The sequence below is a fragment of the Burkholderia sp. JP2-270 genome, from assembly GCF_003233675.1.
In the GTDB taxonomy this organism is placed as follows: Bacteria; Pseudomonadota; Gammaproteobacteria; order Burkholderiales; family Burkholderiaceae; genus Burkholderia; species Burkholderia pyrrocinia_C.
In genome coordinates, this window is sequence record NZ_CP029824.1 from 783,253 (window position 1) to 797,394 (window position 14,142).

The following is a 14,142-nucleotide window of genomic DNA, read 5'->3' on the forward strand; positions in this document are numbered from 1 at the left end:
GAACAATGCATGCTACGAGACATCACGCACGCATCCACATGGCCTCCACGACCGCAAACCCGACTGCCGACAAGCCGGCTTCCTCCGGCAAGTTCAAGCGCATCGCGCTCATCGCCGTCATCGCGCTGGGCGCGGCCGCCGCCGCCGCCGGCGGCATGTACGTGTTCCTGAGCAAGGAAGGCGTCGGCCATGCGAGCGCGCCTGCCGAGCCGCCGCCGCTCGCCGCGCCGGTATTCTTCCCGCTCGACCCGCTGACCGTGAACCTGCAGTCGGACGACGGCGCGCAGCACTACCTGCGTGTCGGGCTGTCGCTGAAGCTCACCGACCCGAAGGCGCAGGAGCAACTGACCGCGCGGATGCCGGAGATCCGCAGCCGGATCCTGCTCGCGCTGTCGAACAAGCATCCCGAGGATCTCGCGACGCCGGACGGCAAACGTTCGCTGTCGAAGGAACTGCGGGGACTGATCGAGCAGCCGACGCAGCCGGGCAACCAGCGCGCGAAGGTCGACGACGTGTTGTTTACCGAATTCGTCGTCCAGTAACGCGGCCGCGAAAGGAGCGCGCATGGGCCACCAGGAGTTCATGTCCCAGGAGGAGGTCGATGCCCTCCTCAAGGGCGTCACGGGCGAAACCGATTCAGTCGACGAGCAGCGCGACATATCGGGCGTCCGCCCCTACAACATCGCGACGCAGGAGCGGATCGTCCGCGGCCGGATGCCCGGCCTCGAGATCATCAACGACCGCTTCGCGCGCTTGCTGCGGATCGGCATCTTCAACTTCATGCGGCGCACGGCGGAAATCTCCGTGAGCCAGGTGAAGGTGCAGAAGTACAGCGAGTTCACCCGCAACCTGCCGATCCCGACGAACCTGAACCTGGTGCACGTGAAGCCGCTGCGCGGCACGTCGCTGTTCGTGTTCGACCCGAACCTCGTGTTCTTCGTCGTCGACAACCTGTTCGGCGGCGACGGGCGCTTTCACACGCGCGTCGAGGGCCGCGATTTCACGGCCACCGAGCAGCGGATCATCGGCAAGCTGCTGAACCTCGTGTTCGAGCACTACACGACCGCATGGAAGAGCGTGCGGCCGCTGCAGTTCGAATTCGTGCGCTCGGAGATGCACACGCAGTTCGCGAACGTCGCGACGCCGAACGAGATCGTGATCGTCACGCAGTTCTCGATCGAGTTCGGGCCGACGGGCGGCACGCTGCACATCTGCATGCCGTACTCGATGATCGAGCCGATCCGCGACGTGCTCAGTTCGCCGATCCAGGGCGAGGCGCTCGAAGTCGACCGCCGCTGGGTGCGCGTGCTGTCGCAGCAGGTGCAGGCCGCCGAAGTCGAGCTGAGCGCGAATCTTGCCGAGATCCCGTCGACGTTCGAGAAGATCCTGAACCTGCGCGCGGGCGACGTGCTGCCGCTGGAAATCGCCGACACGATCACCGCGAAGGTCGACGGCGTGCCGGTGATGGAGTGCGGCTACGGAATTTTCAATGGTCAATATGCGTTGCGCGTGCAGAAGATGATCAGCGCGGGCGATTCGATGAAGGAAGGTGGATATGAGTGAGCTGAACCAGACGCCCGAGGACGACGTGCAAGCCATTGCCGATGCGGCCCTCGCGGCATCGGCCGCCGACACGCAGGCGGCACCGGCCGCGGCGGAAGAGGATCAGGGCCTGGACGACTGGGCCGCCGCGCTTGCCGAGCAGAACCATCAGCCGGTGCAGCCGGGCGCGACGGGCGCCGGCGTGTTCCAGCCGCTGTCGAAGGCCGCGGCGAGCTCGACGCACAACGACATCGAGATGATCCTCGACATCCCGGTCAAGATGACCGTGGAGCTCGGCCGCACGAAGATCGCGATCCGCAACCTGCTGCAGCTCGCGCAGGGCTCGGTGGTCGAGCTGGACGGCATGGCCGGCGAGCCGATGGACGTGCTCGTGAACGGCTGCCTGATCGCGCAGGGCGAGGTGGTGGTCGTCAACGACAAGTTCGGCATCCGCCTGACCGACATCATCACGCCGGCCGAACGCATCCGGAAGCTGAATCGATGACCGTCGCGAAGCCCGGCCGCCGCGCGCGCATCGCGATCGCGGCGGCGCTTGCCGTCGCCGCTTCGCTTGCCGTGTCGCTCGCCAGCGCGCCGGCCGGCGCCGCCGACATGAACGCGGTGAATCACGCCGGTTCGATCGCGTCGAGCGTGACGGTCGGCTCGGCCGCGCCGTCGCTCGGCATCGGCGCGGTGCTGCAGACGCTCGTCGGGCTCGCGGTCGTGATCGGTCTCGTATTCGCGTGCGCGTGGCTCGCGCGCCGCTTCGGCTTCCAGCCCGCGCGGCGCGGCGGCCCGCTGAAGGTCGTGTCGAGCGTCGGGCTCGGCGCGAAGGAAAGCGCGACGATCGTCGAGATCGGCGACACCTGGCTCGTGCTCGGCGTCGCGCCGGGCAACGTGCGGCTGCTGCATACGCTGCCGGCCGGCCCGGCGGCGGCAACCGCCGCCGCGGCATCGGGTTCGGCCGACGCACCCGCCGGCGCCGCCCCGTCCGAAGGCGGCCTGCCCGGCACGTTCGGTTCGCGGTTTCGCGACGCGCTAGCGGGCGAAGCCGCGAAGCGGCTCGGTCGCGACAAGGGCCGCTGACATGGCGCCGCGCCCTCTTTCAGTTCCCGCATTCCGATGAAACACGAATTCCTGCGTCGCGCGGCGCGCTTCGCGCCCGTGCTGATCCTCTGCGTCGCCCCCGCGCTCGCGTGCGCGCAGGCGAACGGCCTGCCCGCGTTCAACGCGAGCCCGGGCCCGCACGGCGGCACCACCTATTCGCTGAGCGTGCAGACGATGCTGCTGCTCACGATGCTGTCGTTCCTGCCGGCGATGGTGCTGATGATGACGAGCTTCACGCGCATCATCATCGTGCTGTCGCTGTTGCGCCAGGCGCTCGGCACCGCGACGACGCCGCCGAACCAGGTGCTCGTCGGCCTCGCGATGTTCCTCACCTTCTTCGTGATGTCGCCGGTGCTCGACCGCGCGTACAACGACGGCTACAAGCCGTTCTCCGACGGCACGATGCCGATGGAGCAGGCCGTGCAGCGCGGCGTCGCGCCGTTCAAGACCTTCATGCTGAAGCAGACCCGCGAGACCGATCTCGCGCTGTTCGCGAAGATCTCGAAGGCCGCGCCGATGCAGGGCCCCGAGGACGTGCCGCTGTCGCTGCTGGTGCCCGCGTTCGTCACGAGCGAGCTGAAGACCGGTTTCCAGATCGGCTTCACGGTCTTCATCCCGTTCCTGATCATCGACATGGTCGTCGCGAGCGTGCTGATGTCGATGGGGATGATGATGGTGTCGCCGTCCACCGTGTCGCTGCCGTTCAAGCTGATGCTGTTCGTGCTGGTCGACGGCTGGCAATTGCTGATCGGCTCGCTCGCGCAGAGCTTCACGTAAGCAGCGGAGGAATCGCGCGATGACGCCCGAACAAGTAATGACCCTCGCGCACCAGGCGATGATGGTCGGCCTGCTGCTCGCCGCTCCGCTGCTGCTGGTCGCGCTCGCGGTCGGCCTCGTCGTGAGCCTGTTCCAGGCCGCGACGCAGATCAACGAGGCGACGCTGTCGTTCATCCCGAAGCTGCTCGCGGTGGCCGCGACGCTCGTGATCGCCGGCCCGTGGATGCTGACGACGATGCTCGACTACCTGCGGCAGACGCTGCTGCACGTCGCGACGCTCGGCGCCGGCTGAGCCGCGCGCACCACCCGGCGGCGATGTTCTCGGTTACCTACGCGCAGCTCAACGGCTGGCTCACCGCCTTCCTGTGGCCGTTCGTGCGGATGCTCGCGCTCGTCGCGACGGCGCCCGTCGTCGGTCACGCGGCGGTGCCCGTGCGCGTGAAGATCGGCGTCGCCGCGTTCATGGCGCTGGTCGTCGCGCCGACGCTCGGCGCGATGCCGGACGTCACCGTGTTCTCCGCGCAGGGCATCTGGATCGTCGTCACGCAGTTCCTGATCGGCGTCGCGATGGGCTTCACGATGCAGCTCGTGTTCGCGGCCGTCGAGGCGGCCGGCGACTTCATCGGGCTGTCGATGGGCCTCGGCTTCGCCACCTTCTTCGATCCGCACACGAGCGGCGCGACGCCCGTGATGGGGCGCTTCCTGAACGCGGTCGCGATGCTCGCGTTCCTCGCGGTGGACGGCCACCTGCAGGTGTTCGCCGCGCTCGCCGCATCGTTCCAGTCGCTGCCGGTGTCGGCCGACCTGCTGCATGCGCCCGGCTGGCGCACGCTCGCCGCGTTCGGCGCGACCGTGTTCGAGATGGGGCTGCTGCTCGCGCTGCCGGTGGTCGCGGCGCTCTTGATCGCGAACCTCGCGCTCGGCATCCTGAACCGAGCGGCGCCGCAGATCGGCGTGTTCCAGGTCGGCTTTCCGGTGACGATGCTCGTCGGGCTGCTGCTCGTGCAGCTGATGGTGCCGAACCTCGTACCTTTCGTGTCGCACCTGTTCGACATGGGGCTCGACGCGATGGGGCGCGTGCTGCTCGGCTGGCGCTGACGCGCGGGTCATTCGTCCCGAGGTACGGGCGCTACCTCGGCCGAGTCATCGCGATTTCGTGTGGATTCAGGGCCTATTCATCCGGCCAATTGGCGACGGTTCTACCGATTGACCCGGGAATGATGCGTTCGCGTCAGATGAGGATACTTGCCAGCGTGTTGCGCGCGGCATGGGCGGTGGCGACGACCAAAAAGGGACGGCCGCCGGGGTAATCACGCAGCACGAAGACCGTTGCGAAAATCAGCCCGCCCCATAAAGCGACTGCCACGTACAGGATGCTGTAGCCGTGCGTTGCGCCGAACACAAGAGTTGAAGCACCGATCGCTGACCAAACACTCGCTCCGAATGTGCGGCGAATCAACCGAATGGGAAGCCACTGGAAAAGAAATGTTTCCACTATCGGTGCAGCGAGTGAGCCAACGAACAGGCGGGTCAATAGGTCGTACTTCACTATTTCAGGCAGCGCACCGGAGGAGGGGCCGAATGGACGTTCGAATATAAATTGGCCACCCCAGAAAAAAATGCCGGCAACATATGTGAGAACCCAAGTCAGAAGCGCGGAAACGAGCACCGGGCTACGCGAAATAGTGCGAATCACGCTGTTATCAGAGCAGTCTTTCATTGCGATTCACCGCCAATTCAAAGGGAAGTCTTTGGATAAAATTTCGCCAATGAGAATTTTCGAAAAATGTAGCGCTCGAGATTGTTGGATAAATCTCAGGCCTGCTTCTGCCCGGCACCCCAAAGTGTCAAAAATCACTGACCGTCCGCGTCGTTTCCTTGGTTGTTAAAGTCGCCCATGGCGTTGTACATGGTTATATCGTTGATTTCCATTTTATTTCTCGAAATCCAGTCCATAGTATATTTAATTAAGTCGTATGTTGCATCCAGTCCCTTGCTTACAAACCATCCAATAATGGCGCCTTGCACCATGCCATTACCTGCGCCGACCAAGCTAATTTCGTCTTCCGTCAAAAGTTCCATTCTTATCCTCCGATCCCAATAAATCAGTCAATCAAATAAGCTCAAGCACATCGATTTCCAGCAATTTTATAATCAACGAATCAAATTCTTCATTTGAGATTTCGCAAGCGCAATCACGCAATTCTTTGTAGGAAATCGTTCCCGTCGATGTAAAGATCGATCTGTGTAATTTTTTAAGATTTCCCCCAAATGGCATTGACACGCCATTTATTTTTTCATCAACGGCAATACTTCTTATCGGGGTATTCGCAAGAAATTTTGCCTCCTTATCCAGCTGAAATTCTGATCGTAAGGCGTGCAATTGTAGATTTGGCTTTGACGCCTCTCTAAAATTCAGTCGCCTGCGATCGTTGTAACTGGCCAGCAGATTGCGATCTTCAACAATTCGTGCCAGCTCACTTGCCACCAGCCTGAGATCGATGTCCCGCCTTTCTCCGAAAGGAATCGTCTGCCTAAATGCATCAAAATCGCCAATAATTTCGTTTGCCAGGTACTTTATATAATCTGAAATGGTGGACTCGTGTACGCCAACTGCCAAATGAAAAGTTTCTTCGTTCAAGGGAATTGCAGTGTGCCACCATCCTCTTGGTAGATATAAGATGTCTCCGGTTTCGATCGTGACGTCCATATAAGGTTCCGTCGGACATTCGGATTGCTTTCCAGTGCTTCGTTGATGCTTCAATGGCAACGCATGTGTAGGCTTGTAGATCAACCATCGTTTCCTACCCATCATTTGAACTGCAAAGACACTATGCGTATCCCAGTGCTTTCCAAACGATTCATCTTCTCCAAATGCGATGTATCCGTTCGCGACGGCATGCTCACCAACAAATCTTGAGATCGACTTGCATATCAATCTGACTTTATACGAGGCCAACTCCATTCGATTAAATACTAGGGTTGTACCATTGCGAAGCTTGTCGTACAAAATACCCTTTTCAAGCCTACGTCTAACTTGCCCCAGTTCACCACAATTTGCGATGTATTTTGACTCATCGAGAAACCCGCCCTTGGTTCAATCTTGGTCCTTGCATCATCGATTCGCCAATATATATCGCCTCCGATACTTCTTCCCACGACAAAAAATTGTTTCGCAATGCCTCTCTGAACAGGACGGGACGCTTGTCGAAATAATTTTCAACAAAATGGCTGGCATTCATATTCAACCCAATCATACGAATTCACCTCCAAAAAACGTTGCTACGCCACCCTCAATTAACGACTCGACCGGCATGGGCCAAATAAATACAATCGTCATAATTACAGGATGAAAATCAAATGCCACCCTGCATTTGGAAAATATTCCTAAATAAAAATCGAATCTATAGTGAACCATCCAATTTTGCTGATGTCGCCGGTTGTCGAAAACAGGCGGGGCGTTGACGGCCGCCAACATGGGAACACTCGTGTTGCCGTCGCAACTGACGAGGCTTGTCAAACTGTTGATTGGTTAGCTGATGGCCGCATCTCGCTCTGACCTGACTTCCTCGGCGTTCCCCTTTGCAGCGACGCGCATACCTGTGCTTTGCGCAACGTGCTGCTATTCCCGCTTGGTGCTCAGTCGCATTCCACCATTTGCAACCCGGCAGGCACCGGCCGGAAATTGGACGAACGATGATATCGTGCCGTCATGCACTACTGAATAATCCTCTGCTTTGCGGCGTGGCCTCGCCGCGGTTCCCGCGACCGACAGACACACAGCGGCGCGCACAGGCAGATGATTTCAACACGATCTTTCCGGCTGATGGCCGTTCTCAGTTGGCTCGGCGCCGCATGGCCGGCACACGCGGCCGACCTGCTCGACGCGGTGAACGCGGCGCGGCGCTTTGATGCGGGCATCGGCGCGGCGCGCAACGCGCAGCTCGCCGGCCGCGAGAAACGCTGGCGAGGTCTTGCGGGGCTGCTGCCGCGCGCGGAGCTCAACGGCAGCTACACGAAGCAGGACCAGCCCACCGCGGCGTATGCGGGGCGGTCAACGACGCGCAACAGACGGTCAAGGCTTTCAACGACCTGATGGGATCGATCTTCGACTGGCTGTCGCCGACACCGAAGATCTGACGGGCTGTATCGACTGCATGTCGGCGCCGGGTGGAGCGATCTCCGACTCTGCAATCAGCGACTGCTTCCGTAGCTGGGCGGCAACGTCGCTGAAGGGGGCGCACGCGTGCCCAACGGGGACGGCGGAATTCTCGATGCAATGACGGCAAGCGCCGGAACCGGCCAGAACCGAAAAGGCGCGCGGAATACCAATCGAAATCCGGGCATCGTTGGCATTCAACTGCTCAGTTGCGACGGCCAGCCGGCACTGCTTGGCAAGTCGTGAGAAATCGGCGAATCGGGCGCGTCGTCGAATCCTTGGAGCTTCCCATTCAGCCCCCTCGACGATTGAGACAGGTTGCGCCAAAGGCACGGCAACGTTCACGGTCACCTGCCGGCAGTACGGCAGTGCACCTCGTCAAATCAGCCCGCTTTCGTACGCGTAGCGGATCAGGCTGACATTCGTATCGGCCTGCAGCTTTTTCATCGCCGTGTATTTCTGCGTCGACACGGTACTGACCGAGCGGCCGAGCTTCTTTGCAATGCTCGCGAGCGAGTAGCCCAACGCGTACAGGCGCACGACGTCAAGCTCCTTCTGTGTCAGCCTTGGGAGTGCATCGCGGCCGCTCGCGCCGGATTGCTCGACGATCGCGCGGACCGTCGGCGAACAATACCGGGTTCGGCCGGCGCGCACGTGTCGGCACGCACGCACGATCTCGTCGACCCCGTCTTCCTTGCTGACGATGGCTTTCACTCCCAGTCGCAGCGCAGCCGCGAAGATGCTCGGATTTTTTTGAGCAGTCAGCATCACGCATTGCGCACTCGGCGCGACGTCGCGCAGCTTGCGCAGCAGCCTCAGGCCGTCGAGCGGTTTGTCGCCCCGATTCATCGAATAGTCGACGACGACGAGATCGACCGGGGAGCGCGTCAATGCGTCGATCAGCCCCTCCCCGCTATTGCAGCAATGCGAGATGAGGAAATCCGGTTCCCATTGCGGCAGGCGCTTCAGCATTTCGATCACGACCGGATGGTCGTCGGCAATTGCGATGGTGGTTAGACTCATTGAATCGTCGAAATGAAATATCAAGTCAGAAAGCGAGCCGAATAGATTAAGAGAAGTCAGAGTCGGCACGTTGCGCAACGTGATGCGTCCCCGTCGACCAACGATTTTGTCGTGATGTCATGCTTCCGTAGTTGGTCTGAGCGCAATGGATGATTCTCTGCCAAAGCGTAATGGCGAGAAATCAGCATCGATAGGCCTATTGCCGTTCCAACCAGCGGCGCGATCCGGCTGGGGGTGCGCTATTCGAGCATTCGCGTCGGATTCGTGGAAAACCCCTAAAGGAACCACCACCCCGCGAAAGGTTGCAGAAGGTTTCACGTCCCTATACTCGTTTCAACGATGCAAGAAGCATCGCGCCACACGGAAAACAAACGGAGACAACCCGATGCGACCCACCCTGCGCACCCTCGCCGTTGCAGCCGGCCTCACCTGCGCGCTCGCCGCGCACCCCGCCTTCGCCGCCGACGACGGCGGCAAGGTCACGATCATGGTCGGCGGGATCGCGAAGCTGATCTACCTGCCCGCGCGGCTCACGCAGGAGCTCGGCTACTTCAAGGCCGAAGGGCTCGACGTCGAGCTGCTGTCGCAGCCGGCCGGCGTCGACGCCGAGAACGAGCTGCTCGCGGGCGCCGTGCAGGGCGTCGTCGGCTTCTACGACCACACGATCGACCTGCAGAGCAAGGGCAAGGACGTGAAGGCGATCGCGGTGTTCGGCCAGGTGCCGGGCGAAGTCGAGATGGTGTCGACCAAGGCCGCGCCGACGTTCAAGTCGATGGCCGACGCGAAGGGCAAGACGCTCGGCGTGACGGGCCTCGGCTCGTCGACGAGCTTCCTCACGCAATACCTCGCGCTCGCGCACGGCGTGCCGTCGACGCAGTACACGATGCTGCCGGTCGGCGCCGACGCGAGCTTCATCGCCGCGATCAAGCAGGGCCGCATCGACGCCGGGATGACGACCGAACCGACGGTGTCCGCGCTCGAGAAAATGGGCGACGCGAAGGTGCTGGTCGACATGCGCACGCTGGAAGGCACGCGCGCCGCGCTCGGCGGCACCTACCCGGCCGCGAGCCTGTACGTGCAGTCGGCATGGGCCGATTCGCACAAGGCGGAAGCCACCAAGCTCGCGCACGCGTTCGCGAAGACGATGCAGTTCATCCACACGCACAGCGCCGAGGAAATCGCCGCGAAGATGCCGGCCGACTACCAGAAGGACAAGGCGCTGTACGTGAGCGCGCTGAAGGCGTCGCTGCCGATGTTCACCGCCGACGCGAAGATGCCGGCCGACGGCCCGGCGACGGTGCTGAAGGTGCTGTCGGCGTTCAACCCGTCGGTGAAGGGCAAGCACATCGACCTGGCGCGGACCTACACGAACGATTTCGTGAACGCGAAGTAGTCGATATCGGTCAGGCGCCGGCAGCGGCGATCCCGCCGCCGTGTGCTCCCCGTTCCGGCCCGGTTGACCGGCCCGGCGTTGCGTCACGATGCGACGCCCTCTTCACCCGCAGGACGAATGCGATGACCCAGGCAGTCTCCCCGAGCACACCGGCGATCGAGTTTCGCAACGTGTCGTGCCGCTTCATTTCGCCGGAAGGCAAGGCCACCGTCGCGCTGCGCGACTTCAGCATGAGCGTCGCGCGCGGCGAGTTCATCGCGATCGTCGGGCCGACCGGCTGCGGCAAGTCGACGACGCTCAACCTGATCACCGGGCTGCTCAAGCCCGTGTCGGGCCAGGTGCGCGTGATGGGCCGCCCGGTCGACGGGATCGACCCGCGCATCGGCTTCGTGTTCCAGGCCGACGCCGTGTTCCCGTGGCGCAACGTGATCGACAACGTCGCGGCGGGCCCGCTGTTCCGCGGCCGCTCGAAGGACGTCGCGTATGCGCAGGCCGAGGAATGGATCCGCAAGGTCGGCCTCGACAAGTTCACGAAGCACTACCCGCACCAGCTCTCCGGCGGGATGAGAAAGCGCGTCGCATTGGCGCAGACCTTCATCAACCAGCCGGAAATCCTGCTGATGGACGAGCCGTTCTCCGCGCTCGACATGCAGACGCGCACGCTGATGCAGGACGAACTGCTGCAACTCTGGTCGGCGAACAAGGGCTCGGTCGTGTTCGTCACGCACGACCTCGAGGAGGCGATCGCGCTCGCCGACCGCGTGTTCGTGCTGACCGCGCGCCCCGCGACGCTCAAGCACGTGTACGAGATCGACCTGCCGCGCCCGCGCGTCACGTCGGAGATTCGCTACGACACGCGCTTCATCGAAATTTCCAAGGACATCTGGCACGACCTGCGCGAAGAAGTGCAGATCGGCTGACGCATACGCCGCACGGCAAGAACAGCAAGGACAGGAGCATGACCGACATGACGCTTCCCCCACCGCCCTTCCGGCGACGACGCTCGAGGACGACGAGCGCGCCGCGCACCGCCGGCTGCGCCGCCGGCGCAACCTGATCGTCACGCTGCGGATCGCCGTGCTCGTGATCGTGCTGGGCGGGTGGGAACTCGCCGCACGGCTCAAATGGATCGATCCGTTCTTCTTCTCGATGCCGTCGCTGATCTTCGCGCAGCTCCAGGACTGGTTCGCGAACGGCACGTCGCAGGGCCCGCTGCTCACGCAGGTGTGGGTCACGCTCGAGGAAACCGGCATCGGCTTCGTGATCGGCTCGGTTGCCGGCGTGATCTGCGGGATCGTGCTCGGCCGCAACAAGCTGATGGCCGACGTGTTCGGCCTCTATATCCAGATCGCGAACTCGATTCCGCGCGTGGTGCTCGGCTCGATCTTCGTGATCGCGCTCGGCCTCGGGATGGCATCGAAGATCGCGCTGGCCGTGGTGATGGTGTTCTTCGTCGTGTTCGGCAATGCGTTCCAGGGCGTGCGCGAAGCCGATCGCTACCTGATCGCGAACGCGCAGATCCTCGGCGCGTCGCGCCGGCAGATCACCACGGCGGTCGTGATCCCGTCCGCGCTGAGCTGGATTCTCGCGAGCCTGCACGTGAGCTTCGGCTTCGCGCTGGTCGGCGCGGTCGTCGGCGAATTCCTGGGTTCCAAGCAGGGGATCGGCCTGCTAATCTCCACCGCCCAGGGCGCGTTCAACGCGAGCGGCGTGTTCGCGGCGATGATCGTGCTGGCCGTGGTCGCGCTGGCCGCCGACTACCTGCTGACCTGGCTCGAGAAGCGGCTCTTGAAGTGGCGCCCCGCCGCGTTCTGAACGCAGCGTCCGGACGCCTGACATGACACTCCCGACCGCGCCGGCGACCCCGGCGCGGTTCGGCATTTCGGAGAAGGAGCGCAACAGGATGGCGCACAGCCTGCGCGGACGGCTGCTGTGGTGGCTGCTGCTGCCGCTCGCGGTGTTCGTGCTGATCGCGGGCGCGATGTCGTACGACACCGCGCGGACCACGGCCGGGCTCGTGCAGGACAGCGCGCTCGTCGCGTCCGCGCGCACGATCGGCGAGGACGTCGAATGGCGCAACGGGCTGCCGGTCGCCGACGTGCCGCCGGCCGCGCTGGAGATCTTCGAATCGCCGTCGCAGGATTCGGTGTTCTACAAGGTGATCGACGGCCACGACCGCCTGCTGGCCGGCACGCCGGCGCTCGACGTGCCGGCGCGGCACGGCATCGAGCCGACGCTGTACGACACGACGCTCGACGGCGTGCCGCTGCGCGCGGCGGCTTACGATCGCCAGCTTTACGACGAGGGGCAGATCGAGACGGTCACGGTCGTCGTCGCGAAAACGACCCGCTCGCGCAACGCGATGGTCGCCACGATCTGGCGGCCGCAGCTCGTGCGCCTGTCGCTGATGCTGATGCTCGCGGTGGTGCTCGTCTACCTCGGCCTCACCTTCGAGCTGCGCCCGCTGATGAAGCTGAAGGACGATGTCGCCGACCGCGGGCCGATGGAGCTGGAGCCGATCCGCCCCGAGCGGCTGCAGCACGAGCTGCGGCCGATCGTCGACGCGATCAACCAGTGCATCGCGCGGCTCAATACGCATACGGCCACGCAGCGCCGCTTCATCGCGGACGCCGCGCACCAGTTGCGCACGCCGATCGCGGTGCTCGACACGCAGATCCAGTACGCGCAGCGGCGCGGCCACGGCGATGCGGAACTCGCGTCGGTGCTCGACAGCATGCAGCGCAGCAGCCGCAAGATGGCCGACGTGACCGACAAGCTGCTGCTGCTCGCGCATGCGGAAGCGACGCCGTCGACGCTCTTGACCCATCGCGTCGATCTCGCGGCCGTAGTGTCGAGCGTGCTCGAGGAAACGATCGTGCTCGCGCAGCGGCGCGACATCGACCTTGGCGCCGATCTCGGCGAGCGGCTCGACGTCGCGGGCAGCGACAGCCTGCTGACCGCGCTGGTGATGAACCTCGTCGACAACGCGGTGCGCTACACGCAGCCGGGCGGCTGCGTGACGGTCGCCGCGCGGCGCGATGGCGACGCGATCGTGCTCGACGTGGTCGACAACGGCCCCGGCATTCCGGCCGAAGCGCGGCCGCACGTGTTCAAGCGCTTCTACCGCGTGTCGTCCGACACCGAGGGCTCGGGCCTCGGGCTCGCGATCGTCCGCGAGATCGCGCAGGCGCACGGCGGCAGCGCGTCGCTCGCGCCGGGGCCCGGCAATCGCGGTATCGTCGTGACTGTACGGCTGCCCGCCTATGATTGACGAGATGTCCCCATGAAACTCCTGCTGGTCGAAGACAACGCCGAACTCGCGCACTGGATCGTGAACCTGCTGCGCGGCGAGGATTTCGCGGTCGACAGTGTCGGCGACGGCGAGCGCGCCGACACGGTGCTGAAGACCGAACGCTACGACGCGGTGCTGCTCGACATGCGGTTGCCCGGCATCAGCGGCAAGGAAGTGCTCGCGCGGCTGCGGCGCCGCAACGACAACGTGCCGGTGCTGATGCTGACCGCGCACGGCTCGGTCGACGACAAGGTCGACTGCTTCGGCGCGGGCGCCGACGATTACGTCGTGAAGCCGTTCGAGTCGCGCGAGCTGGTTGCGCGGATTCGCGCGCTGATCCGCAGGCAGGCCGGCGTCGGCACGACGCAGCTCGTGTGCGGCGATCTCGTCTATGCGTTCGGCACGCGCGAATTCCGCTGCGGCGAAACCGTGCTCGCGCTGCGCCGCCGCGAGCATGCAATCCTCGAAACGCTGATGCTGCAGCAGAACAAGACGGTGTCGAAGGCGCGGCTGATGGACAGCGTGTTCGCGCTCGACGACGAGCCGAGCGCCGACGCGATCGACATCTACATCCACCGGCTGCGCAAGCATCTCGCGGGCAGCACGGCCGAGATCATCACGCTGCGCGGGCTCGGTTACATCCTGCGCGCGAAAAGCGCGCACGACTGACGGGCGTTCTTCCTCGTCCCCGAACATCGATTCGTAGCACGAAACGTCTCCGGAAACCCGGCTGGCTCGTCTCCGCACGCCTGCACCATCCGCGATTGTTGCGCGTTCGGTGTTTTCACCGATCCGATTCTTGCGTCGGGGAAAGCGTCGTGAAGGATTGCCCCCTCTACGATGCTACGC

17 protein-coding genes are annotated in these 14,142 nt (G+C 63.4%); 13 read left to right on the forward strand and 4 right to left on the reverse strand.

Translation table 11 applies throughout. From position 1 onward, the window contains the following. Window positions 1-5 precede the first annotated feature (5 nt). The 7 genes from fliL to fliR are packed head-to-tail and all read left to right on the forward strand — an operon-like array spanning window position 6 to window position 4,524. Window positions 6-542 carry a flagellar basal body-associated protein FliL gene (fliL, locus tag DM992_RS03715; RefSeq protein WP_111015713.1) on the forward strand — a complete coding sequence of 179 codons (537 nt, stop codon included), beginning with the start codon at window positions 6-8 and terminating at the stop codon, window positions 540-542. Between the two features lie 22 nt (window positions 543-564). Continuing rightward, on the forward strand, window positions 565-1,563 hold the full coding sequence (fliM, locus tag DM992_RS03720; RefSeq protein WP_111015715.1) for a flagellar motor switch protein FliM: 999 nt from the start codon (window positions 565-567) through the stop codon (window positions 1,561-1,563). After that, complete coding sequence (gene fliN, locus DM992_RS03725; RefSeq protein ID WP_111015717.1) at window positions 1,556-2,047, forward strand: flagellar motor switch protein FliN; 492 nt, start codon at window positions 1,556-1,558, stop codon at window positions 2,045-2,047. Before fliM ends, fliN begins: the two co-directional genes overlap by 8 nt. Next, a complete protein-coding gene (gene fliO / locus DM992_RS03730; protein WP_111015719.1) occupies window positions 2,044-2,628 on the forward strand; it encodes a flagellar biosynthetic protein FliO in 585 nt (194 codons plus the stop codon). The genes fliN and fliO overlap by 4 nt, the downstream gene beginning before the upstream one ends. 36 nt (window positions 2,629-2,664) lie before the next feature. Continuing rightward, entirely contained in the window at window positions 2,665-3,426 is a 762-nt protein-coding gene (fliP, locus tag DM992_RS03735) for a flagellar type III secretion system pore protein FliP (RefSeq protein ID WP_111015721.1), read from the forward strand. 19 nt (window positions 3,427-3,445) lie between these two features. After that, complete coding sequence (gene fliQ, locus DM992_RS03740; protein ID WP_006401718.1) at window positions 3,446-3,718, forward strand: flagellar biosynthesis protein FliQ; 273 nt, start codon at window positions 3,446-3,448, stop codon at window positions 3,716-3,718. 23 nt (window positions 3,719-3,741) lie between these two features. Then, the gene (gene fliR / locus DM992_RS03745) at window positions 3,742-4,524 is read left to right on the forward strand and encodes a flagellar biosynthetic protein FliR (RefSeq protein ID WP_072442581.1); all 783 of its coding nucleotides are present in this window, start codon (window positions 3,742-3,744) and stop codon (window positions 4,522-4,524) included. A 133-nt stretch (window positions 4,525-4,657) separates the two neighbouring features. Here the strand turns inward: fliR and DM992_RS03750 are convergent, their stop codons facing one another. The 3 genes from DM992_RS03750 to DM992_RS03760 all read right to left on the reverse strand — a co-directional run bounded on the left by DM992_RS03750 (window position 4,658) and on the right by DM992_RS03760 (window position 6,391). After that, on the reverse strand, window positions 4,658-5,146 hold the full coding sequence (locus tag DM992_RS03750; RefSeq protein WP_111015723.1) for a CPBP family glutamic-type intramembrane protease: 489 nt from the start codon (window positions 5,144-5,146) through the stop codon (window positions 4,658-4,660). Between the two features lie 134 nt (window positions 5,147-5,280). Further along, window positions 5,281-5,508, reverse strand: coding sequence for a hypothetical protein (locus tag DM992_RS03755; protein WP_111015725.1), 228 nt, complete (start codon window positions 5,506-5,508; stop codon window positions 5,281-5,283). Between the two features lie 31 nt (window positions 5,509-5,539). Continuing rightward, window positions 5,540-6,391 (reverse strand): cupin domain-containing protein, encoded by an 852-nt coding sequence (locus DM992_RS03760; protein WP_111015727.1) that lies wholly within the window; start codon window positions 6,389-6,391, stop codon window positions 5,540-5,542. 861 nt (window positions 6,392-7,252) lie between these two features. On the opposite strand from DM992_RS03760, the gene DM992_RS03765 reads away from it, so the two are divergent. Continuing rightward, window positions 7,253-7,522, forward strand: a complete 270-nt coding sequence (locus DM992_RS03765) for a hypothetical protein (RefSeq protein WP_239511307.1) — start codon at window positions 7,253-7,255, stop codon at window positions 7,520-7,522. Between the two features lie 441 nt (window positions 7,523-7,963). Here the strand turns inward: DM992_RS03765 and DM992_RS03770 are convergent, their stop codons facing one another. Further along, window positions 7,964-8,677 (reverse strand): response regulator transcription factor, encoded by a 714-nt coding sequence (locus tag DM992_RS03770; protein ID WP_239511323.1) that lies wholly within the window; start codon window positions 8,675-8,677, stop codon window positions 7,964-7,966. Between the two features lie 316 nt (window positions 8,678-8,993). Between DM992_RS03770 and DM992_RS03775 the strand changes: the two genes are divergently transcribed. The 5 genes from DM992_RS03775 to DM992_RS03795 all read left to right on the forward strand — a co-directional run bounded on the left by DM992_RS03775 (window position 8,994) and on the right by DM992_RS03795 (window position 13,962). Further along, window positions 8,994-10,001: an ABC transporter substrate-binding protein gene (locus DM992_RS03775; RefSeq protein WP_072442705.1), complete on the forward strand. Its 1,008-nt coding sequence runs from the start codon at window positions 8,994-8,996 to the stop codon at window positions 9,999-10,001. A 122-nt stretch (window positions 10,002-10,123) separates the two neighbouring features. After that, a complete protein-coding gene (locus DM992_RS03780) occupies window positions 10,124-10,921 on the forward strand; it encodes an ABC transporter ATP-binding protein (protein ID WP_111015731.1) in 798 nt (265 codons plus the stop codon). A 115-nt stretch (window positions 10,922-11,036) separates the two neighbouring features. Further along, a complete protein-coding gene (locus DM992_RS03785) occupies window positions 11,037-11,816 on the forward strand; it encodes an ABC transporter permease (RefSeq protein ID WP_111015733.1) in 780 nt (259 codons plus the stop codon). A gap of 88 nt (window positions 11,817-11,904) precedes the next feature. Beyond that, window positions 11,905-13,272, forward strand: coding sequence for a sensor histidine kinase (locus DM992_RS03790; RefSeq protein ID WP_111017790.1), 1,368 nt, complete (start codon window positions 11,905-11,907; stop codon window positions 13,270-13,272). A gap of 12 nt (window positions 13,273-13,284) precedes the next feature. Then, window positions 13,285-13,962 carry a response regulator gene (locus DM992_RS03795; RefSeq protein ID WP_072442557.1) on the forward strand — a complete coding sequence of 226 codons (678 nt, stop codon included), beginning with the start codon at window positions 13,285-13,287 and terminating at the stop codon, window positions 13,960-13,962. The last annotated feature ends 180 nt before the right edge of the window (window positions 13,963-14,142 follow it).